Origin of the sequence: Methylosarcina fibrata AML-C10, from assembly GCF_000372865.1 — a bacterium.
In the GTDB taxonomy this organism is placed as follows: domain Bacteria; phylum Pseudomonadota; class Gammaproteobacteria; order Methylococcales; family Methylomonadaceae; genus Methylosarcina; species Methylosarcina fibrata.
This window is the reverse complement of the sequence record NZ_KB889965.1, coordinates 3,639,397-3,660,945: the sequence shown is the minus strand read 5'-3', so window position 1 is coordinate 3,660,945 and position 21,549 is coordinate 3,639,397. Positions and strand designations below refer to the sequence as shown.

The 21,549-nt window shown below is 55.5% G+C and carries 23 protein-coding genes; 14 read left to right on the top strand and 9 right to left on the bottom strand.

Annotation, left to right across the window (positions count from 1 at the left end):
* Positions 1-6: 6 nt before the first annotated feature.
* Entirely contained in the window at positions 7-141 is a 135-nt protein-coding gene (rpmH, locus tag A3OW_RS0117060) for a 50S ribosomal protein L34 (RefSeq protein WP_020564662.1), read from the bottom strand.
* A gap of 167 nt (positions 142-308) precedes the next feature.
* On the opposite strand from rpmH, the gene dnaA reads away from it, so the two are divergent.
* The 10 genes from dnaA to A3OW_RS0117010 all read left to right on the top strand — a co-directional run bounded on the left by dnaA (position 309) and on the right by A3OW_RS0117010 (position 10,988).
* Positions 309-1,625 carry a chromosomal replication initiator protein DnaA gene (gene dnaA, locus A3OW_RS0117055; RefSeq protein ID WP_020564661.1) on the top strand — a complete coding sequence of 439 codons (1,317 nt, stop codon included), beginning with the start codon at positions 309-311 and terminating at the stop codon, positions 1,623-1,625.
* 92 nt (positions 1,626-1,717) lie between these two features.
* Positions 1,718-2,818 (top strand): DNA polymerase III subunit beta, encoded by a 1,101-nt coding sequence (dnaN, locus tag A3OW_RS0117050; RefSeq protein WP_020564660.1) that lies wholly within the window; start codon positions 1,718-1,720, stop codon positions 2,816-2,818.
* A gap of 10 nt (positions 2,819-2,828) precedes the next feature.
* Positions 2,829-3,905, top strand: coding sequence for a DNA replication/repair protein RecF (gene recF / locus A3OW_RS0117045; protein WP_020564659.1), 1,077 nt, complete (start codon positions 2,829-2,831; stop codon positions 3,903-3,905).
* A 46-nt stretch (positions 3,906-3,951) separates the two neighbouring features.
* Positions 3,952-6,384 (top strand): DNA topoisomerase (ATP-hydrolyzing) subunit B, encoded by a 2,433-nt coding sequence (gyrB, locus tag A3OW_RS0117040; protein ID WP_020564658.1) that lies wholly within the window; start codon positions 3,952-3,954, stop codon positions 6,382-6,384.
* Between the two features lie 193 nt (positions 6,385-6,577).
* The gene (locus A3OW_RS26080) at positions 6,578-6,733 is read left to right on the top strand and encodes a DUF2442 domain-containing protein (protein ID WP_332309815.1); all 156 of its coding nucleotides are present in this window, start codon (positions 6,578-6,580) and stop codon (positions 6,731-6,733) included.
* Between the two features lie 226 nt (positions 6,734-6,959).
* On the top strand, positions 6,960-7,112 hold the full coding sequence (locus tag A3OW_RS28335; RefSeq protein ID WP_020564656.1) for a hypothetical protein: 153 nt from the start codon (positions 6,960-6,962) through the stop codon (positions 7,110-7,112).
* Positions 7,113-7,121: 9 nt separating this feature from the next.
* Entirely contained in the window at positions 7,122-7,724 is a 603-nt protein-coding gene (locus A3OW_RS0117025) for a cupredoxin domain-containing protein (protein ID WP_020564655.1), read from the top strand.
* Positions 7,717-9,342, top strand: coding sequence for a b(o/a)3-type cytochrome-c oxidase subunit 1 (locus A3OW_RS0117020; RefSeq protein ID WP_020564654.1), 1,626 nt, complete (start codon positions 7,717-7,719; stop codon positions 9,340-9,342). The genes A3OW_RS0117025 and A3OW_RS0117020 overlap by 8 nt, the downstream gene beginning before the upstream one ends.
* Positions 9,343-9,344: 2 nt before the next feature.
* The gene (locus A3OW_RS0117015) at positions 9,345-9,998 is read left to right on the top strand and encodes a c-type cytochrome (protein WP_033412783.1); all 654 of its coding nucleotides are present in this window, start codon (positions 9,345-9,347) and stop codon (positions 9,996-9,998) included.
* 54 nt (positions 9,999-10,052) lie between these two features.
* The gene (locus A3OW_RS0117010; RefSeq protein ID WP_033411776.1) at positions 10,053-10,988 is read left to right on the top strand and encodes a glycerophosphodiester phosphodiesterase; all 936 of its coding nucleotides are present in this window, start codon (positions 10,053-10,055) and stop codon (positions 10,986-10,988) included.
* 202 nt (positions 10,989-11,190) lie between these two features.
* Here A3OW_RS0117010 and speD read toward each other — a convergent pair whose 3' ends face one another.
* The gene (gene speD, locus A3OW_RS0117005; RefSeq protein WP_020564651.1) at positions 11,191-11,997 is read right to left on the bottom strand and encodes an adenosylmethionine decarboxylase; all 807 of its coding nucleotides are present in this window, start codon (positions 11,995-11,997) and stop codon (positions 11,191-11,193) included.
* Positions 11,998-12,001: 4 nt separating this feature from the next.
* A complete protein-coding gene (locus A3OW_RS0117000; protein WP_020564650.1) occupies positions 12,002-12,421 on the bottom strand; it encodes an OsmC family protein in 420 nt (139 codons plus the stop codon).
* A 139-nt stretch (positions 12,422-12,560) separates the two neighbouring features.
* Between A3OW_RS0117000 and crp the strand changes: the two genes are divergently transcribed.
* Together crp and A3OW_RS0116990 are read left to right on the top strand one after the other, a co-directional pair.
* Positions 12,561-13,217, top strand: a complete 657-nt coding sequence (gene crp / locus A3OW_RS0116995) for a cAMP-activated global transcriptional regulator CRP (protein ID WP_020564649.1) — start codon at positions 12,561-12,563, stop codon at positions 13,215-13,217.
* 264 nt (positions 13,218-13,481) lie between these two features.
* Entirely contained in the window at positions 13,482-14,681 is a 1,200-nt protein-coding gene (locus A3OW_RS0116990; RefSeq protein ID WP_232422397.1) for a PA0069 family radical SAM protein, read from the top strand.
* A gap of 23 nt (positions 14,682-14,704) precedes the next feature.
* Here A3OW_RS0116990 and A3OW_RS0116985 read toward each other — a convergent pair whose 3' ends face one another.
* From A3OW_RS0116985 to A3OW_RS0116975, 3 genes are read right to left on the bottom strand one after another with little or no spacing between them, the layout of a single operon-like run.
* Positions 14,705-15,196, bottom strand: coding sequence for an inorganic diphosphatase (locus A3OW_RS0116985; RefSeq protein ID WP_020564647.1), 492 nt, complete (start codon positions 15,194-15,196; stop codon positions 14,705-14,707).
* Positions 15,197-15,254: 58 nt separating this feature from the next.
* Complete coding sequence (locus A3OW_RS0116980; protein WP_020564646.1) at positions 15,255-15,764, bottom strand: DUF2380 domain-containing protein; 510 nt, start codon at positions 15,762-15,764, stop codon at positions 15,255-15,257.
* The gene (locus tag A3OW_RS0116975; protein WP_020564645.1) at positions 15,761-16,228 is read right to left on the bottom strand and encodes a cupin domain-containing protein; all 468 of its coding nucleotides are present in this window, start codon (positions 16,226-16,228) and stop codon (positions 15,761-15,763) included. Before A3OW_RS0116975 ends, A3OW_RS0116980 begins: the two co-directional genes overlap by 4 nt.
* Before the next feature lie 224 nt (positions 16,229-16,452).
* On the opposite strand from A3OW_RS0116975, the gene A3OW_RS0116970 reads away from it, so the two are divergent.
* Together A3OW_RS0116970 and A3OW_RS0116965 are read left to right on the top strand one after the other, a co-directional pair.
* A complete protein-coding gene (locus A3OW_RS0116970; RefSeq protein ID WP_020564644.1) occupies positions 16,453-17,814 on the top strand; it encodes a sensor histidine kinase in 1,362 nt (453 codons plus the stop codon).
* The gene (locus tag A3OW_RS0116965; protein WP_020564643.1) at positions 17,811-18,503 is read left to right on the top strand and encodes a response regulator; all 693 of its coding nucleotides are present in this window, start codon (positions 17,811-17,813) and stop codon (positions 18,501-18,503) included. The genes A3OW_RS0116970 and A3OW_RS0116965 overlap by 4 nt, the downstream gene beginning before the upstream one ends.
* Here A3OW_RS0116965 and A3OW_RS0116960 read toward each other — a convergent pair.
* The 3 genes from A3OW_RS0116960 to cutA are packed head-to-tail and all read right to left on the bottom strand — an operon-like array spanning position 18,484 to position 21,526.
* On the bottom strand, positions 18,484-18,996 hold the full coding sequence (locus tag A3OW_RS0116960; protein ID WP_020564642.1) for a TlpA family protein disulfide reductase: 513 nt from the start codon (positions 18,994-18,996) through the stop codon (positions 18,484-18,486). The two genes, A3OW_RS0116965 and A3OW_RS0116960, sit on opposite strands and share 20 nt — an antisense overlap.
* Entirely contained in the window at positions 18,993-21,218 is a 2,226-nt protein-coding gene (gene dsbD, locus A3OW_RS0116955) for a protein-disulfide reductase DsbD (protein WP_020564641.1), read from the bottom strand. Before dsbD ends, A3OW_RS0116960 begins: the two co-directional genes overlap by 4 nt.
* Positions 21,200-21,526 (bottom strand): divalent-cation tolerance protein CutA, encoded by a 327-nt coding sequence (gene cutA, locus A3OW_RS0116950; RefSeq protein WP_020564640.1) that lies wholly within the window; start codon positions 21,524-21,526, stop codon positions 21,200-21,202. Before cutA ends, dsbD begins: the two co-directional genes overlap by 19 nt.
* Between the last annotated feature and the right edge of the window lie 23 nt (positions 21,527-21,549).

Genomic DNA, 21,549 nt, shown 5'->3' with positions numbered 1-21,549 from the left:
AAGAAACTAAACCGTTAATTTGGCGCGTCCTTTGGCTCTACGGGCGCTCAAAACCTTGCGGCCGCCGACCGTCGCCATTCTGGCGCGAAATCCGTGAGTTCTGGCACGTTTGATTTTGCTGGGTTGATATGTTCTTTTCATGGTATTTACAAGCCTGATCGTTGAAAGTTAACAAAAACAGATAAAAAAGACTGGGGATGATAAAATAAACCGATTAGACTGTCAATTCTGTAGTGCATTGTTTTATTGCTGTATAGTATCAGCCAAGCGCACGCACTCAATCATAAAATTCAGTATCTTATACCGTAATGAGCTCAATCTGGAATAACTGCCTTTCTAAACTTGAAAACGAAATCTCCAGCTCGGATTTCAGCACCTGGATTCGCCCTCTGCAAGCCATAGAAAGTGACGGCCAACTCAAACTCTTGGCGCCCAACCGGTTCGTTCTGGATTGGGTTAAGGAACATCATTTTGCCAAAATAGAAGAAACCATCCATGAGTTTTCCAACGGCGCTCTGGAATTGAATCTGGAGATCGGCACCAAAAAATCGGTTGCTCCGACTCCGGTCAAGATCGCTCAATCGCCCGAAGCCAAGAAGCCGCAACCCAACTTTTTGAACAAAGCCTTTACCTTCGACAACTTTGTCGAAGGTAAATCGAATCAACTGGCGCGGGCCGCGTCCACTCAGGTGGCCGAGAATATCGGCAAAGCCTATAACCCGCTGTTGATTTACGGCAGTTCCGGACTGGGCAAGACGCACTTGATGCATGCGATCGGCAATGCGGTCATGCAGAAAAATCCGGCCGCCAAGATTATTTATCTGCATTCCGAAAAATTCGTCCAGGACATGGTGAAAGCCCTTCAGCAAAACGCCATCAACAGTTTCAAGGAATTCTACCGCGGCGTGGATGTTCTCCTGATCGACGACATCCAGTTCTTTGCCGGCAAGGAACGCTCTCAGGAAGAGTTCTTTCATACCTTTAATACTTTACTGGAAAAGAAGCACCAGGTGGTTCTGACCTGCGACAAATACCCCAAGGAAATCGTCGGCCTTGAGGACCGGTTGAAATCGCGATTCGGCTGGGGATTGCCCGTTTCTATCGAACCGCCGGACATGGAGACCCGGGCCGCCATTTTAATGAAGAAAGCGGCTCTGGTGAATGTCGACCTGCCTCAGGAAGTGGCCTTTTTCATTGCCCGAAGAATCCCTTCCAATGTCCGCGACCTGGAAGGCGCGCTGCGGCGGGTTATTGCCAACTCCCAGTTTACCGGGCAGAAAATTAACATCGATTTTACCAAAGAGGCCCTGCACGACCTGATCTCGCTGCAGGACAAACTGGTCAACATCGACAACATACAAAAAACCGTGGCCGAATATTTCAAGATACGAGTGGCCGATCTTTCCGCAAAAAACCGGCGGCAGTCCATTACCCGTCCGCGCCAGATCGCAATGAGCCTGGCCAGGGAGCTGACGTCGCACAGTCTGCCTGAAATCGGCGAAGCCTTCGGCGGGCGCGACCATACCACCGTCATCAATGCCTGCAAAAGAATCCAGGAACTCAAGGAAGCCGATCCCAAGATGGCGGAAGATTATTCCAATTTGCTGCGGACTCTGTCTCATTAATCGAGTTACAGCCAGCCATGGCAGTTACCCGGTGAGAAACAACCGATATCGGCCCGCGCGGTCCAATTTATGTCATTTAGCCTGATTGAGTTATGAAATTTAATATTACTAGGGATGTCCTCCTGCCGCCTCTGCAACAAATCGTCAGCGTGATCGAAAAAAGGCAGACGATGCCGATTCTCTCCAACGTACTGATGGTGATCGAAGCCGATCAATTGATTTTGACGGGAACCGATCTCGAGATTCAACTGGTCGCCAAAATCGACATTGAAACCGCCTCGCCCGGCGCCATTACCGTGCCGGCAAGAAAGTTTCTCGACATTTGCCGGCTTTTGCCGAATGGCGCAGAAATCAGGATCGAACAGCAAGGCGATAAAATGAAAATTCTTTCTCACCGCAGCCGGTTTTCCCTGACCTGCCTGCCGGCCGATAATTATCCCGAATTCTCCGAATCGGCACTGGATCAGCAGTTTTCCGTCAACGCGGGAAAATTCAGAAAAGCGCTGGACAAGACCATGTTCTGCATGGCCAACCAGGACGTTCGCTACTATCTGAACGGCCTGCTGCTCCATATTTCCAACTCCAAACTCCGGCTCGTGGCTTCGGACGGCCATCGGCTGGCCATTTATGAAGATCTTCTCGATCAGCCGACCGGCATCGAAGCCCGAATCATCCTTCCCAGAAAAGGCGTCATCGAACTGGCCCGCTTGCTGGACAACCCGGACGCCGACTTGAAGGTTCAGTTTTCGGGAAACAACATCAAGATTTATATCGATCATCTGGTGTTTTCCGCCAAGCTGGTCGATTCAAAATATCCGGACTTTGGCAAAGTATTCCAGCAATCCTTTTTCACGCCCATTCAAATTCAAAAGCAGCCGCTAAAGGAAGCCTTAACCCGGGTTGCGATCCTGTCGAATGAAAAATACAAAGGAGTAACGCTGGACATTCTGCCGGAAAGCATCAGGATCAGCGCGCACAATCCGGAACAGGACGAGGCGGAAGAGGAGCTGAACATCGACTACAGCGGCGAACCGCTGACCATCTCCTTCAATGCGCAATACTTGCTCGACGCTGTGACCAATCTCGACTCGGAGCAGGCCGTGCTGACCGTAGCAGCCAACGCCAGCAGTTGCTTTATCAATGAACCCGAAGAGCTCGCCTACAAATTCATCGTCATGCCGATGAGGCTGTAGCACTCCGGCGATGACTTTGTTAAAGCTGGATATTCGCTCCGTCAGAAATATCCAACATGCGACTCTTACACCGTCTCCTCGAATAAACTTTATTTATGGAGAAAATGCCAGCGGCAAAAGCGCGTTCCTCGAAGCCTTATTCATCCTGGGCCGCGCCAAATCCTTCCGGTCCGCCTCGCCCAAATCCGTCATCCATTTTGGCCATGATCATCTGATCGTCACCGCGCAAGGCGTTACCGTGCAGGAAGCGCCTCTGCACCTGGGAGTGCGGATGGATTACAAAACGTTCAGTTGCCGCATCAATCACCAGTCCGCACCCAACCGAGCCGGCCTGGCTTACGCCCTGCCTCTGCAATTGATTTATCCGAAAAGCTACGAACTGCTCGAAGCCGGTCCACAAGTCCGCAGAGAATTCCTCGACTGGGGCGTCTTCAACCATGACCGGGCTTTTTTGCCCGCCTGGCGAAATTATAAAAAAGCCCTGCTGCAACGAAACTCCCTGATCAAATCGAAAAATCCGCAGCACATCCACATCTGGGATAAAGAGCTGGCTTATTACGGTACAATAGTACAGGAATGTCGCCGGAACTATCTGCTCCAACTCAAGCCCGTTTTTATCGAGATTTTCAATCATTTCCTCGCAATCGAAGGCATTGACTTAAAGCTGGCTGCCGGCTGGGATCCTGCTGAAGATTTATCGCAGACGCTCAAAAACGATATTGAAAAGGACCTCCGCTACGGCTTTACTCAGAGCGGCCCGCACAGAGCCGATCTGCAGATTCTAATCAACGACAAGCCGGCGAAAGATATTATCTCGCGCGGCCAGCTAAAATTACTGGTAATCAGCCTGAAGCTGGCCCAGGTAAGGCTGCTGGCCAATGAATCCGGAGACCCCGGCTGCATTCTCATCGACGACTTTGCGGCCGAGTTGGACGCGTTCAATCGAGCCAGGCTATTGGAGCATTTATCCGCGATGAATTGCCAGGTTTTTATCACGGCCACTGAAGTCAACGAATTCGGCGATTTGACGGCCTTGAAGGATTACAAAATGTTCCATGTGGAACATGGAAACATAACCCCGGTTTGATGTTCCACGTGGAACATCGACAAAGCATCAGCCAACAGGAACACACATGAGTAATGAGATCGAACAAGAGAAAAGTAAAGATCAATACGACAGCTCCAACATTCAGGTATTAAAAGGACTGGACGCGGTCAGAAAGCGTCCAGGCATGTATATCGGCGACACCGACGACGGTACCGGACTGCATCACATGGTATTCGAAGTGGTGGACAACTCCATCGATGAAGCGCTCGCCGGCTACTGCAAAGAAGTCAAGGTGGTGATCCATAACAACGGCTCGGTCACCGTAGCGGACGACGGCCGCGGCATTCCCGTCGACATTCACGAGGAAGAAGGCCGTTCGGCCGCCGAAGTAATCATGACCGTGCTGCATGCCGGCGGAAAATTCGACGCCAATGCTTATAAAGTCTCGGGCGGCCTTCACGGCGTCGGCGTTTCGGTCGTCAACGCCTTGTCCGAAGAGCTGAACCTGGAGATCCGCAAGAACGGGCGCCTTCACAAACAAAAATACGTCATGGGCGAACCCGCCGCTCCGCTGGCGGACGTAGGGCCTGCCGAGGGCTCGGGCACGTTGATCAACTTCAAACCCAGCCCCAAAACCTTTACCGACGTCGAGTTTCATTACGACATTCTATCGAAACGATTACGCGAACTGTCCTTCCTGAATTCCGGCGTGCGCATTAGCCTTGAAGACGAAAGAAGCGGAAAATCGGACGTCTTCGAATTTGAAGGCGGCATTTCCGCTTTCGTGGAACATCTGAACAAAAACAAAACGCCGCTGTTTCCTGAAGTGTTTCATTTCATTTCGGAAAAAGAAGGCGTCGCCGTCGAAGTCGCCATGCAATGGAACGATTCGTACCAGGAAAACGTATTCTGCTATACCAACAACATTCCGCAACGCGACGGCGGCAGCCATCTGGCCGGATTCCGAAGCGCGCTCACCCGGACGCTCAACCAGTACATCGAATCCAGCGGCCTGGCGAAAAAAGAGAAAGTATCGCCCAGCGGCGACGACGCCAGGGAAGGCTTGACCGCGGTTCTGTCGGTCAAAGTGCCGGATCCAAAATTCTCTTCCCAGACCAAGGACAAACTGGTCTCTTCGGAAGTCAAGCCTCTGGTGGAGTCGGCGATGACCGAAAAATTCCAGGAGTTTCTGCTGGAAAGGCCGCAAATCGCCAAAATCGTCGTATCCAAGGTGATCGATGCGGCCCGGGCACGGGAAGCGGCGCGGCGGGCCCGCGAAATGACGCGGCGCAAGACCACCCTCGATATCGCCGGATTGCCCGGAAAGTTGGCCGACTGCCAGGAAAAAGACCCGGCCTTGTCCGAACTGTTCCTCGTCGAAGGGGATTCCGCGGGCGGCTCGGCCAAACAGGGCCGCGACCGCAGGACCCAAGCCATTTTGCCGCTGAAAGGTAAAATTCTCAACGTCGAAAAAGCTCGCTTCGACAAAATGCTTTCTTCCGAAGAAGTCGGCACGCTGATTACCGCCCTGGGCTGCGGCATCGGCAAGGACGAATACAACCTGAACAAGCTGCGTTACCACCGCATCATCATCATGACCGACGCCGACGTCGACGGCTCGCACATCCGCACGTTGTTGCTGACGTTTTTTTACCGGCAACTGCCCGAAATCGTCGAAAAGGGCTATATCTACATTGCCCAGCCGCCGCTGTATAAAGTGAAGAAAGGCAAACAGGAGCATTACGTCAAGGACGACAGCGCCCTAAACGAATACTTGATTCAACTGGCGCTCGACAAGGCGCAGCTTTTTACCGATGCGGGACTGCCTCCGATACAAGGCCAGGGCCTGGAGAAACTGGCCAGGCACTACACCGACGTCGTCAACATCGTCAAACGCTTGGGCCGCCGCTACGACGACACTTTCCTGGAACAACTGATGACTTCGCCCGTGCTGACCGAGGAAATGAAGCAGGACCGGCAGCCGCTTTCGGACTGGCTGGCCGGAATCCGCGAGCAACTGGCCGGAAAACACAAAAAAGTCCTCTTTTCAATCGAGCTGGACTACAAAACAAGCCACGACTTCTCTGTCAGTATCAGCAAGAGAGAGCACGGCAATACCAAAATCTTCGTATTGCCGGCCAGTTTTTTCAACAGCAAGGATTACCAGGAAATCGCCCATTACGCCAGACAGACGGCGGATATGTTCAATGAAAACTCCTATCTGCAAATGGGCGAGAGACAGCAACCGGTCGCCAACTTCAAGGAAGCCTTCGACTGGATGATGAAGGAGACCAAGAAAGGTCAGCACATCCAGCGCTACAAAGGGCTGGGCGAAATGAATCCGGAACAGCTCTGGGAAACCACGCTGGACGCCAACAACCGCCGCCTGCTGCAAGTCAAGATCGAAGACGCCATCGCCGCCGACGAAATCTTCACGACGCTGATGGGCGACGTAGTCGAGCCGCGTAGGGATTTTATCGTCAAGAACGCGCTGGATGTGGCGAATCTGGATGTTTAGATTGTTTGTTGCCGACTTTCTAAGTTAACGAAAAACCTCATCGTTTATGAGTCGAAAGGTCGATGGATGTCACACGCAAGCTTAAACAGGCAGAAATCGACCTAATGATGTATCCATCAGTAAAAACTGTATTCCCCGGGATGATTACTTGCTTGACATAAGCTTTAGTAACGGCGAAAGCGGCGTATTGGATATGAAGCCATATTTGAATTTTGGCGTTTTTAATCGAATTAAAGATTATCGCTCTTTTGAAAAGGTTGCAGTTGTCTTCGATACGATTGAATGGGAAGCAGGAGTCGACCTGGATCCTGAGTTTGTTTACGATCACTGTAAGAAGGCATTGCCCTAACCGGCGCTCCAGTGGATACTTCCGGCGCTACCAAATGCGTACGCCCCCCGCGTTCTTACAAGATAATTGAATTGACATTCCTTATCTTTTATTAGTTAATTTCCAGTAAATCACCTACAATTATTGCGGGAGAAACGCAGCAAGCCAACGCTCGCGCAATCATTCACAATCAAGCCGTTGGCCATACCTAACAACAAATTACATGAACTGAGAAAGGGGGCAAAGTATGGAGCCGTTAAGCGAAGAGGAACGCCAGAAAATCATCACCGGTTCGCCCGTGGGCACCTGGGCGTTGATGATTATCGTCAGCCTGAGCATGGTGGCCGCCTGGCTATTTATCTATTACGGGGTATTCATTCCCCGCGGCGCGATCCAGTAAGGGGCGGCCATGAATATCGACTCTTGCAAACAAAAACTTGCCGCGAACCTGAAGGAGGCCGCCGCGGAGCTTCGCACCCTTCACATCGATCCCCTGGAGCGACGCTGGATCGTCGTGGTCGTGCTGATGATCCTTCTGTTTTCCGGCATTATCGCCGTCGATGCGTTCGTGCACGGCATCAATCCTCCCGGCAAGGTGGAAACCGTCGACTCCGCCCGGCTGCATCTCAGCAAGGAATTCGCCGAAGACAATCTGGGGGTTCAGGCGGACGCAGGCGGCAAGCTCACCGTGCGCATGGTTGCAGGCCGTTACGGCTTCTTCCCCAAACACATCACGGTTCCTGCCGATACGCCCATCACCTTCCGTTGGGTCAGTATGGACGTCCTTCACGGCGTGCACATGCCGATGACCAACCTGAGCACGATGATCGTACCGGGCTATGTCGCGGAAGTTACCACTACCCTGCCGAAACCCGGCGAATATCCGTTGCTGTGCAACGAGTACTGCGGCATGGGCCACGATCATATGTGGAGCAATGTTTCGGTCGTCGCCAAAGAACGCTGGAGCGCGCCGGCCGCCGTCGATTCCAAAGGAGGAAACACCCATGAATGATGCTGTAGAAAAAAAACTGGCGCTCTACCATCTGTGGGTGGCGTTCGGGGCCTTTCTCGTGGCCTGCTTCCTCGGCGCCTATCAGGTGCTGGAACGCAGCGGCTTTCTGCCGATGATCGAATCGCCGCCGGTGTATTTCGCTTCGGTCAGCACCCACGGCGTCCTGATGGCATTCGTGCTGACCACCTTCTTCATCATGGGGTTCAGCTACTACATCGCGGCGACCAGCCTGAAGCAACCGGTCTGGAACATCAAGCTGGCCTGGGCCGGATTCGGCGTCGCCTTGTTGGGCACCGTGCTGGCGGCGATACCGCTGCTGAGCGGCTTGGCTTCGGTGCTGTACACCTTTTATCCGCCGGTGCAGGCGCACTGGCTGTTCTACATCGGCGCCACGCTGCTGGTGGTCGGTTCCTGGTTCTGGTGCGTCGTGATGATCATGATGGCGCGGCAGTGGAAGCAGGCCAACCCAGAAAAGCCGATGCCTCTGGCGATGTTCGCCACCGTCGCCAATGTTTTTCTTTGGTTGTGGACCAGCGCCGGCGTCGCCATGGAAGTCCTCTTTCAGTTGATCCCCTGGGCGCTCGGCTGGATGGATACGATCGATCCCGGGCTCGCGCGTACCCTGTTTTCCTGGACGCTGCACCCGATCGTCTATTTCTGGCTGATTCCGGCTTATACCGCCTTTTATGTATTCGTACCGAAGCAGGCGGGCAGTTATTTGTTCAGTGACGAAATGGCCAGGGCCGCGTTCGTGGTTCTGGTGGTGTTCAGCCTGCCGATCGGTTTCCACCATTTGTACATGGATCCCGAGCAGGCCAAGGGCTGGAAGCTGCTGCACGGCATCGGCACCTTGATGGTCACGCTGCCGACCTTCGTAACCGCGTTCAGTGTGATCGCCTCGCTGGAGATGGCTGGAAGGCTCCGGGGCGGCAAAGGTCTGTTCGGCTGGATCGGGGCGCTGCCCTGGCGCAACACAATGGTGCTAGCGATCATTCTGGCGCTGCTGATGCTGATACTGGGCGGTTTCGGCGGACTGATCAACGCCAGCTATGCGATGAACGCGATGATTCACAATACCGCCTGGGTGCCTGGCCATTTTCATCTGATATTTGCCGGCACCGTCATCATCATGTACATGGCGATTGCTTACTACTTGTGGCCTATCCTGTCCGGCAAGCCGTTATTTTCGAAAGACGTCGCCCTGGTGCAATTGTGGACCTGGTTCCTCGGCATGGCCATTCTGACCACGCCCTGGCACGTGTTGGGCTTGCTGGGTCAGCCGAGACGCATCTCCAGAATCGAATACAACAGCCCGCTCACGCTGGCCTGGGATTTTTTCGAACTGGCGATGATTTTCGGCGGCCTCGTGCTGCTGTCTTCGGCCTGCCTGTTCGTCTACAATCTGGCCAAAACCCAACTGAATCCGGGCAATGAAATCTTCGAAGAAACGATCGAATACGCCGAACCGTTCCAGCCGGTCACTCGGGTGCCCCATTTTCTGAATGATTTCGGATTCTGGAACAAAGTCATTGCCGTCCTGATGGCGGTCAGCTTCGGCGTCCCCATTCTGCAATTCTTCTTTATAGAGACTTTCGGCTCGAGCGCATGGGGATATTGATGATGAAGACAATGATACAAATGATATTGCTGAGCCTTGCCGCCGCGAATTCCGCACTGGCGGCGCCTTCTTCGCAGGTGGCCTGGACGCCCGAACTGCTGAGCTTCGTCAGGAACGGCAATGGAGTCAAGGGAAAAGAACTATCGACAACTTGCGCCGGCTGCCACGGCGAGCAGGGGATCAGCGCGATGCCGAACACTCCGTCGCTAGCCGGACAACTGCCGACCTATACCTACAAGCAATTGCAGGATTACAAAACCGGCTCCCGCGCGGACGACATGATGGCTCCGCTCGCCGCCGGCTTGAGCGACCAGGACATGGCCGATCTGGCCATCTGGTTCGGAAGTTTGCCGGCACCGAAAAATAAAGCCGGAAAAGAATCGCTAAAAACCGCGGAACAATTGGTCAATCAAGGCGACGGCAAGCGGACGGTGCCTTCATGCTTTGTCTGCCACGGACGAAACGGAGAAGGCGAGAAAATGGACATCCCGGCGCTGGCCGGACAGCAGGCCGACTATTTTGCCGCCACGCTGAACGCTTATAAAAACGGAACGCGCCATAACGACGTTTACAGCCGGATGCGTCTGATCAGCCAACAGTTGAGCGAGGCGGAAATCCGGGAACTGGCGCAATATTATCAGCAATTGTCCAGATAATGTCGATGCGGCTCTTTTCGATCATCCGACCGGAAACTGCTTCCGATGCTCTCCATGAATCCGCTTAGAGGCACAGACCCAATGCGCGGCGCCGGCGTCTTGAATATCGCGCATCGCGGCGCGCGCGCGTATGCCCCGGAAAACACCCTGGCCGCTTTTGCCAAAGCGGTCAGCTTCGGTTGTCCGATGATTGAAATCGACGTGCACAGGTCGAAGGACGGAGAACTGGTCGTGCATCACGACGACCAGTTGGGGCGCTGCACCGACGTTAAAACGAAATTCCCGGAACGCAGTTCCTACTATGTCTCGGATTTCACCTGGAACGAATTGAACGAGCTCGACGCCGGCAGTTGGTATGCCGGACAACTGGCGCTTCCTGCCCACCGCCGCGACTATCCCTTGCACGGCGTGACGCAGGAAGAGCTTGACCGGTACGTAAGCACAGAAGAATTGGCTTATTATGCCTCCGGCCAAATCAAACTGCCGACTTTGAAAGAAACCCTGGAGTTTGCGCAAGAGGCGGGGCTGATGGTCAACGTCGAACTTAAAACCCTCCCGCGCATGTATCCCGGTTTGGCCGAAGCGGTCGTCCGTCTGGTCGAAACGATGGCGATGGAAAACCGGGTGCTGATTTCTTCGTTCGATCATGCGCAATTGGTCGTCGTGCGCCGGCTCAGCCCTCTCATCGCCACCGCCGTATTGACCGGAGACCGCCTGGCTTCCCCCCGAGAGTACCTGCAACGGATCGATGCCGACGCCTATCATCCGAGCACCGACAGCGTGGGCCTCGGATCGCTGGAAGGCGAGCCGGACCCCGCCGGATGGGCCGACGTGCTTGCATCGGGGCGCCGCGTCAACGTCTGGACCTGCAACGACAAAAAACAAATGCGGCAACTCCTGGAGGCCGGAATCACCGGCCTGATCTCGGACTTTCCAAACCGTGTCGCGGAAGTATTGCAGGAAGCGGCGGAAAAAACTCAGAGGATTTGAAAGGATAGTGGCGGACGCCCTAACCGAACTGCTCAGTCATTAATTACACGGCAATTCGGAAATCTTCTTTCTGAAGGGGTTTATTGATGTGCCTCGGACAAACAGAACGACCTTCGCTCAAGCTCAGTCGCCATAGATGAACAAGGGCAGACGGCCGGCCTACCGAAGGCGGACCGTCTGCAATCGATGCGGAACTTCCGGATTATTCCGCCACTTTGATTTTTTTCCGGCGGTAGTTGTGTCCGTAAAAAATCTCGGTCACTTCCTTGCGCAGATTCTTTTCGATCTCGTCTTTTTGCAAATCGGTCAGATTGCTTTCCTTGACGAACAGATAATTTTCCAGCTCGGTTTCCTTGAGCATCATTTTGGTGTGAAAGATATTTTCCTGATACACGTTCACGTCGATCATCTGATACCTTTCCTGGGTATCCCTGGCGATATAGTTTTGAATGGAGGTAATGTTGTGATCGATGTAGTGTTTCTTTCCGGTGATGTCCCGGGTAAAACCGCGCACCTTATAGTCCATAATGACGATATCCGATTCGAAGCTGTGAATCAGATAGTTCAGCGCTTTCAGCGGCGAAATGCGGCCGCAGGTCGACACGTCGATATCGGCCCTGAACGTGCTGATGCCGTTGTCCGGATGGCTTTCCGGATAGGTATGGACGGTGATGTGGCTTTTATCCAGATGAGCCAGCACCGTATCCGGCAAAGGGCCGGGAGTCTGACTGTGCATGTGCTGCGTGGGGGCCACGTCGCCTTCCGAAATCAGCATGGTCACGCTGGCGCCTTGAGGCTCGTAATCCTGATGGGCGATATTTAAGATTTGAGCGCCGATAATGTCAGCCACGTCCTTCAGGATCTGGGTCAGACGGTCCGCATTATAAGCTTCGTCGATATAATCGATATAGGCCTGCTGTTGCTCGGCAGGGGCGTAACATACATCATAGATGTTAAAACTTAACGACTTCGTGAGATTGTTAAAGCCGTGTAATTTTAATTTGTTCAATTCATTAAACCTCGATAACTTCAAAATCGTGGGTGATGTCCACCGCCGCCTTGCTCAGCATGATGGATGCGGAACAATATTTCTCAGCGGATAATTTTACCGCTCTTTCAACTGCAGAAGCCTTTAAATTACGGCCGCTAACAATAAAGTGCAGATGAATCTTGCTGAAAACGCTGGGCACGGCATCGACTCGTTCGGCGGTTATTTCGGTAACGCATTTCACGAGATCGTTTCTGCCTTTCTGTAAAATCTGCACCACGTCAAACGACGAACAACCGCCTACTCCCAGTAAAAGCATTTCCATCGGGCGAATCCCCATGTTGCGTCCGCCGTGGTCGGGAGGGCCGTCCATAACGACCGCGTGGCCGCTACCCGACTCGCCGACGAACATCACGCCGTCGACCCATTTGACTGTTGCTCGCATGAATTTCTTCCCCAGTAAAAAAATGAGGCATAGATTATCATAGAAATTCGTATTGACAGAGCATCGAATTGATTTTTTTGCTAAAATTTAATCCAGTCGATGGAACATTCCACCCCATGGATAACTTGGATGCTTCTTTATGAAACAAACTGCTCAACCCGAAGTTAACAAAGACGCCTTGACTGCGTTTTTACAGTTCTGTCATAAAAAAAAATATCCAGCCAAAGCAACCGTCATCCGGCCGGGAGACACCGGAGACAGGCTCTATTACATCATCGACGGATCGGTGAGTATCGGTATGGCGGACAAGGAAGGCAATCAGGAACTCATTCTGGCTTATCTCAATAAAAATCAATTCATCGGCGAAATAGGCGTGTTCAAAGCCGCCGAAGTAAGAAAAGTCAACGTTAAAACCCGCACGGCCTGCCATCTGGCCGAAATCGGCTATGACCGCTTTCGGCAACTGCTGAAAAGGGAATTGCTGGAATTCGCGCCGGACTTACTTTTTATGTTAGGGTCGCAGTTGTCCGATCGCCTGCTGCACACCAGCCGCAATTTCGGCGATCTGGCCTTTCTGGACGTGGAAGGGCGCATCGCCCGCACGCTGCTGGACCTTTGCAAGGAGCCCGACGCCATGACCCATCCCGACGGCATGCAACTGCACATAACGCGCCAGGAAATCGGACGACTGGTAGGTTGTTCCAGAGAAATGGCCGGGCGCGTCCTGAAGGAGCTGGAAGATAAAAAAATGATTACCGCGCACGGCAAAACCATTGTGGTTTTCGGTACGCGCTGAGCCGCATTCGAAGCCCGCCCGGCGAATCTCCGCAAGAAAGCCGGTTATCGCAGTTCGTTCCGGCGTTCATGCCGAAAGACAGTCCCGTCTCTATTCGAACCCGCCGATTCGCGCCGGTTCGTTCTCCCCCCGCCTCTTCTAGAATTTTTTCGGCCTTCATAAATTGTTGAGGGATAGAGGCAGGTATATTGCTTCTACACGCGACAGAAAAACGCCCCGCGCAACACGAAACCGACGGACCGTTAAGGCTTTTCGTGGAAAATCTTGTCTTATGCCACCGTCAACGCTACCATTAGCCATCGATCCTTGCCAAGCGGAGACCAGCCGAGCGCTTTTCTCGTCCAACCGGCGCTCGAAGGCTCAAACAACAAGATGAACGACGAACCTTTCTTCCAACAGCCGCCGCAATTCAGGAAAGGACGCGGCGCGTCCAGCAACCGCAGCGGCCGTTTCGAGGCCGAAACCCGCGAGAGTTTCGACGACGGCTGGCATAATTCCGAAGATCCGCCCGAACGGTTAGCCACGACCTTGTCCGCCGACACGGCCAGAACCGTCATCACTTACAACCGTTCGCCGGACGTTCCGTTTGACCGCTCGATCAATCCCTACCGGGGCTGCGAACACGGCTGCGTCTATTGCTTCGCACGTCCGACGCATGCTTATCTGGGCTTGTCGTCGGGGCTCGATTTCGAAACCAAGCTGTTTTACAAACCCGACGCGCCGCAGCGTCTCAAGGACGAATTGAGCGCCAGGAACTACAGAGCTGCGCCGGTTGCGCTGGGCATCAATACCGACGCCTACCAGCCGGTGGAGCGAAAGCTGGGCTTGACGCGCCGGCTGCTGGAAATACTGCACGAAACTCGTCATCCGGTATCCATCGTCACCAAATCGTCGTTGATCGAACGGGATCTGGACATTCTGTCGGAAATGGCGGCGCACGGTCTGGCACAAGTCGCCGTATCGATCACCACCCTGAAGCCGGACCTGGCGCGCAAACTGGAGCCGCGGGCCGCGGCTCCGCGCCGGCGGCTGCAAACGCTGGCCGCCCTGACCGACGCCGGCGTACCGGCCACGGTTCTGCTGGCTCCGCTGATTCCGATGCTGAACGACGAGGAGCTGGAAGCCATTTTGACTCAAGCGCGCCATCAGGGCGCGGTCGATGCAGGGTATGTCCTGTTGCGTCTGCCGCTGGAACTCAAGGATCTGTTTCAGGAATGGCTCTTGCTGCACGAGCCGCTCAAAGCCGAACGCATCCTGCACCGCATTTACGAAGCCCGCGGCGGCAAGGCCTACGATTCCGCCTTCGGAGTCAGAATGAGCGGCAGCGGCCACTACGCCGACATGCTCAGACAGCGCTACCGTCTGGCGATGAAGCGGCTGGCTTTTCCCGGTTCCCCACCCTTCAATACGGGCTTGTTCAGGCCGCCGTTGCAAAACGCCGTCCAGCTCGATTTATTCAATTGAAATCACCGTACTGCATACCCTATTTATGAATTAGGGCGAGGGCTTGCCTTTGCCAATGCGCTCGCAGCCTCGCGCCAGCCTTCGCAACTGTTCCGGCCTTGGTTGCCTTTCACCAGATTGATCAGACTTTTGGCTTTCGCGTAAACGATAAAAAACAGAAGAATCAACCGGCGTTTCCAGGGCGGAACGGGAACACAACCGCAGATCAGCTTGTCGTCGCGCCGTCCGGCATCGATCAGCTCGACCGCTCCCCAGGCACGAACTTGAACCCTCGCTCCCCGGGGCAGCCTGGGGCCCAGCACGACCGCATCCAGCAGATCGCCGTCCAGACCGGTAAATGCCGGGACCGAGCCATAATTGAAAGGGCAGGGAACCGGCGACACATAATCGAGCGCGCCGGCGGAACCCCGCTTCAGGAAACTGCCGCGCGGCACCTCGACGACGACCTCCACCAGAGGCGCTTTTTCGTATGGGTTTTCCGGCGGTTTAATGCCGGTGGTATTGGATTCGGTCACTTGTCAGCGATAGGTTTGGTTATAACGTGAGGCAATAAGCCTGAGAAAAAAGGTCAAGTCAGTGCGCCGATTGAGCGAGCGCTTCCCGAATCTGCCCGGCCAACGATTCTACTCCTTTTCGGGTCACCTTTTCGTGGCGGCCTTTCAGCTCGATCGCATAGCTTACCGCAATCGTCCGGTCTTTTACATGAATCAAATTCGCCAGCAGATAAGAAAACAAAAAACCGGGTTTGCTGTGCTGCCCGACAATCACCCAGTCCGCGCCGACTTTCTCGCCGAGACTGGCCGCAAACTCGGGATAACGAAACAGATAACCGAAACCGGCATTGGCTGCGGCCTGGTCCGAATCATCGACACGGAGGATTTCGAAATCTCCCGCTTCGCGCAATGCCAATTCCAGCAACGGCCGGATCGATGCGGTGCGCCGTAGCTCCTGCGGCGTATTCGGCAGTAAAGTCAAGTCGTTCAGTTCAAAATTCAGGACGGCGATGCGTTCTCCAGCCTGTCCCAGGCTACTGGCCGTCAAAGAAAGAAATAAAACGAAGGAAGCCCATGATTGCCGATTCATGACGTTTTCTCCAGAGACAGGCATCCGCTCCGAACGGGCTGCGCTCGATACAAATCGATGAAATCCTGCATGCCCAACGACGAAATCACGTTCAGGTCGTCGTCCAGAATCTCGTAGAGCACTCCGTCGCTGCCCCGAATGCTGAAAAAAACGATGGCGTCCTCGTCGCCGCCTCCTTCCCGATGCGGTTCGTCGCTGGGCGGAGTCGACGTAAAACTGCCGACCGCCCTGATTTCCTTCAATTTGCCGTCGGCCTCGAAAAGACGATGTTCGCCCTGAATCACCAGCGTATGATTCAGCGCTTTGTGCCGGTGCAAAACAATCTGTCGGCCGGCGGCCAGCTTGAAAATCACGTCGATGATCCGGTTTGGCCGGTCGACGTTCAGAATCGAATACTGCAAATGATCGATACCGTCCAGCGCTTGCCATTGAATGTCCGCGTTGCCGAAAATAGAATGAGTCATTGGTTTCACCTTTATATTCAGAGTTGTCCTGTTCGAATTTGAGCCGTCTCTCGTGCCGGGTCGGCCGGAGACGGGTCCAGTGTAGGAAAAGAAGGCCGGGCCGTAAGCAGACATTTGCCTCCGAAACACGGGCAATTTGCCCGAGTTGATGCAAGCCGCTTTTCAGAAGAGGAATGCTCTCTTAGAATGACGCCATCGCCGATGATGAGCCCAACAGCCCGATTATGAATCTACAACTCCATTTGCTGTACCGTATCGTTGCGGTCGCCCTGGCGTGTCTGTTAGCCACTTCTGCCTATGTGCTGTACCGGAACGACCGGCAAATCCGGGAGACCTTGCAGACTGCGGCCGAGTCGTTGGGCCGGCAACTGGAAATTCAGCTTTTGGGCATCAACGCGGGCTTCGGGCCCGTCAGTCGGTTTCCGGATTTTTCGCTCTGGAAAGAAACCGCCGGCACGCCGGGAATTTGTGTCCGCTTTGCGGCTTCGGCCGGCGGAAATATCCGCAGCTTGTGCAACGGTGCCCGGCCCTCTCCCCGCTCCTGGCCGAAAGGCTTCGAGACGACCTATCTATGGCTGTTCCATTCCGGTTTCCGGGTAGACCGGCCCATCGTTTTCAATCATCGCACTTACGGGCTGCTGACGGTTTCTTCCACCGTCGAGGCGGAGGTCGCTCAGGCCTGGGCCAATATCGGCAGTCTGCTCGGGCTTTCCGCCATCACGGTCTCTGCCGTGTCCGTGCTGGTCTGGCTGAGCGTCAGCCGCGCCCTGCGGCCGGCCGGAATCATTGTCGACGGACTGGAAACCATGGAACAAGGCAATCTGGCCTATCGGCTGCCATCGTTCGAGCTGCGGGAATGGAAGCAAACCGCCGAAGCCATCAATCAACTGGCGGCCGTCCAGCAGCGGCTTCTCGACGACCGGCGGAAACTCGCGGTTCAGTTGCTTCGTCTGCAGGAAGAAGAGCGCCGGCATCTGGCGCGCGAACTCCACGACGAGTTCGGGCAATGCCTGGCGGCGATCAACGCGGTCGCCGCCTCCATTGCCCATACCGCACAGCGGGAGTGTCCGGTCCTGGTTGCGGAAGCCGATCACGTCGCTCGAATCAGCCGTCACATGATGGACAGCGTGCGTGGCCTGCTTGGGCGTTTGCGGCCCGCCGAGCTGGACGAGCTGGGACTGGCCGTCAGCCTGAACAGTTTGATCACGGGATGGAATGCGCGGAGCAAGAGCAAAACCCGGTACCGTCTGTCCATGGCCGGCGACTGCGCGGTATTGTCCGAACATCTGGCCATCACGCTGTTCCGGATTGTTCAGGAATGCCTGACCAACATCGCCAAACACTCGAGAGCGGCGAATGCCGAGGTGGCGCTCGCGGTTACCGAAGACAAAGTCACGTTAACGATCCGGGACGACGGCATCGCCTCCCGTCTGCCTTTCGCCGAAAGCTCCGGCATCGGCCTGCTCGGCCTCCGCGAACGAGTCGACGCGTTGCAGGGGAGCCTGACGCTGGCCATCGCAGAACCTCACGGTTTGATTGTCGCCGTGGAGTTGCCGGTTCGGCCAGGGAGTAACGCGCCGTCATGACGCCGGCCTCTCTGATCCGAATCCTGCTGGTGGACGATCATGCGATCGTCAGGGAAGGCTATCGCGCCTTGCTGGCGAAACAGCCGGATTTGGAAGTGGTCGCGGAAGCGGCGGAGGGTGCCCAGGCTTACCGGCAGTTCAAGCAATGCACTCCGGACCTGGTGATTACCGACTTGTCCCTGCCCGGCGCCGGAGGACTGGAACTTATCCGCCGCATCAAACAGCGGTGCGCCGAGGCAAAAATTCTGGTGTTCAGCATGCACCAGAATCCCGGTTTCGCCGTGCAGGCCGGCCGCGCCGGCGCCCTGGGCTATGTCACCAAAAGCAGCCCGCCGGAGATGCTGCTGCGCGCGATCCGGGACGTCCATGCGGGCCGTCCTGTGCTGAGCCCCGACATCGCCCAGGCGCTGGCACTGGAAAAACTGGGCGGAAGCCACCTGGCGCTGGAGTCGCTGACGATAAGAGAATTCGAGATATTGCGTCTTCTGGTCGAAGCCCGAACCCCGGACGACATCGCCCGGACGCTGAACATCAGCCCGAAAACGGTATGCAACTGCCACTATCTGATCAAACGCAAGCTCGGCGTGGCCAGCGACATCGAACTGACCCGGCTGGCGATCCGGCTGAACGTGATCGATCTTCTGGAGTTGTCGGGCGACGGCGGCTCGGTTACAACAACGGCTCGATGATTGGCTGCATCTTGTCTTTAGTGACTTGCCCCGGCTGGCTGTAGACGATCCGTCCCTGCCGGTCGACCACCAGCGTATAAGGGACCGCGCCCATCGTATTGCCCAGTTGCCGGGCCAGAGGGAGCCCGGCATCGCCGGCGATCAGAATCGGGTAATTCATGTCGACGAAGTCGAGAAATTCGCTGACCGGCTCCTTGTCCTCTATGGCAATGCCGACGACTTGCAGGCCTTTTTCCGAATATTGCTTTTGCAGCGCGATCAGTTCCGGCATCTCTTCGCGGCACGGCGGACACCAGGTCGCCCAGAAATTCAGCACCAGAACCTTGCCCCGCCATTCGGACACGCTGCGTTGCCGGTCCGACAGATCGGGAAAGCCGAACTCGGGCAGCGACGAGGACGGCGCCGAAAAAAGTGGAGTCAACAGTTGCCGGGAAACAACGCCCAAGACCAGCGCCGCCAGGGCAACTCCCAAGATCAGGAAGGTTCGTTTCATGATTTTACCCGTTGCAATGATTTGATAAAGGTTTCGCTGTCCTGGTAGCCGATAACGCGCAGCGAGGATTTTTCATGCCCCCCTTCGCCGAAAAACAGAATCGCGGGAGGGCCGATCAGATTGAACCGGGCCAGCAACGCTTTGTCCTCATCCGAATTCCGGGTCACGTCCGCCCGCAGCAGCAGCATTCCGGCCAGGGCCGATTTCACTTTCGGGTCGGTAAAGGTATAGGCTTCCATTTCCTTGCAGGAGATGCACCAGTCCGCGTAAAAATCCAGCATGACGACCCGATGCTCGGCGCCGGCCTGCCGGAGCCTGGATTCCAGCTCGACAAGACTGGCGACCGGTTCGAAGGGCAGGCCCGCTTCGACCGGGGCCGCCTTGCCGACGGCGATGCCCTGAAGCGGCTGCAGCGGATTGGTGTTGCCGCCGCTGAAGCCGATCAACAACAACAGGCCGTAGGCCAGCATCATCAGGCCGGTCCCCTTCCACAGCTTGCGCCAGCCGGAGCTGCCGTGCGGCAAAGGATCGAGCGCGCTCAGATAAACGGCCGGAACGATCAGCAAGGCGGCCCACAGCAGCATCGTGACCGCCGGCGGCAGAATGCGGCCGAGCATCCAGACCGCAACGGCCAGCATGATCACCCCGAACACCGCCTTGGTCGAGTTCAGCCAGTCGCCGGCCCTGGGCAGCAGTTTTCCCGCCGAAGCGCCGAGCAGCAACAACGGCACGCCCATGCCCAGGCCCATCGTGAACAAGGCGCTGCCGCCCAGCACAGCATCGCCGGTCTGGCCGATGTAAATCAGCGCGGCCGCCAGCGGCGCGGCCACGCAGGGGCCGACGATGAGGGACGACAGGGCGCCCATGATGGCCGCGCCCATCAGCGACCCGTCGCGATGCCTCTCTCCGGAATTATGCAATTTGAGCTGCCACGACTTCGGCAATTCCAGATGATAGAAGCCGAACATCGACAGCGACAAGCCGACGAATACCGCACTGAACAGACCGATGATCCACGGCTGCTGGAACGTGGTTTGCAGATTGCTGCCGAACAGCGCGGCGAGGATGCCGAAAACCGTATAGGTTAAAGCCGAGGCCACGACATAGCTCAAGGAAAGCAAAAAGGCCCGAAGCGTGGTGATGTGACGGTGCCCGACAATGATTCCGGACAGGATCGGAATCATCGGAAAAATGCAGGGAGTAAACGACAACAGCAGCCCGAATCCGAAAAAGCTGAGCAGCGTCATGCCCAGGCTGTCCTGCCGCAGCGACCGGACGATCCGGTCCTGTTCGGAAACCGCCGCTTCCGTCGGCTCGAAGCCGCCGGAGGCCGAAACCTCGGTCACCGCAGGCAATTCCAGAGCCACCGTCTTTTCCATCGGCGGATAGCAGACGCCCCGGTCGGCGCAGCCCTGGAATTTGGCCTGCAAGGAAAGGGTGGCCGGCCCCTTGTCCTTCCGGACAAGAGGCACGTCGAAGCTCAACTCGTTGTGAAAGACTTCCACCTGGCCGAACTCGGGATCCTCTTTGGGCTCGCCCCGGGGAACCGAAAACCCGCCCAACCGGACGGCTCCCGAGTTCACCGGGGCCAGCTCGGTTTTATCCCGATAGAGATAATAACCGTCCGCGATCAGCCAGTTCACGTGCAGCGTATTGCCGTCCTTGACCGAAGCAAAAAATTGAAAAGCCCGGTCCGGCGGCAACAAAGCGTCGTCGGCGGATTTCGGCAACAGGCCCGAAATGCCTTGCACCAGTTGGGTTAAAGGATTGACGCTCGCGGCCGAGACGTTTCCGGCCAGGCCGATCTCCATCGTCTTTTTCTGAGGCGGATAGCAGACGCCCCAGTCGGCGCAGCCCTGATAGCGGACCTGCACCTGCATGGACGAAACGCCGTTGCCGCCGGTAAACCCGACCGGAACGGTCAATTGATCCCGATAATGGACGATATCGCCCAGAATGTCGTCGTGCTTGATTTTACCGGCGGGAAAAACCGGTGAGGCCAATTGGATGCCGTCGGTTTTCGACTCGAAATGCATGTTGTTGCGGTAGAGGGAATAGCCTTCGGCCACTTTCCAGTCGAATTCGAGCCGATTCCCAGGCAGCGCTTTCGCCGTCAGCTTGAAAGCCTGTTCGGGCGGCAGCAGTTCGTCCTGAGTCTGAGCGAGGAGCGGATGAGCGACAAGTTGGAGTAAACAGAATAAAATCAGTTTGCGGATAAACATGAATCAATCCAATGCAGATAATCGGGTAAACCTTGCTCGACGGGAACGGCGACGATTTCCGGCAGCTCGTAAGGGTGATTCTCGAGAATGGCCGCTTCCACCGCCGAATAGCGGGCGCCACTCGATTTTATCAACAGCAGAAGCTCTTGCGCCGATTCGATCTGCCCCTGCCATCGGTAATAAGAAGTCAGTCCGGGCAAAATGTTCACGCACGCGGCCAGATTCCTTTCAATCAGCAGACGCGCGATGTTTTCGGCCGTTTCTTGATCGGGACAGGTGCACAGAATAATTTGAACAGCTTTTGACATATTTAAGAGGTATGGAATTCCCG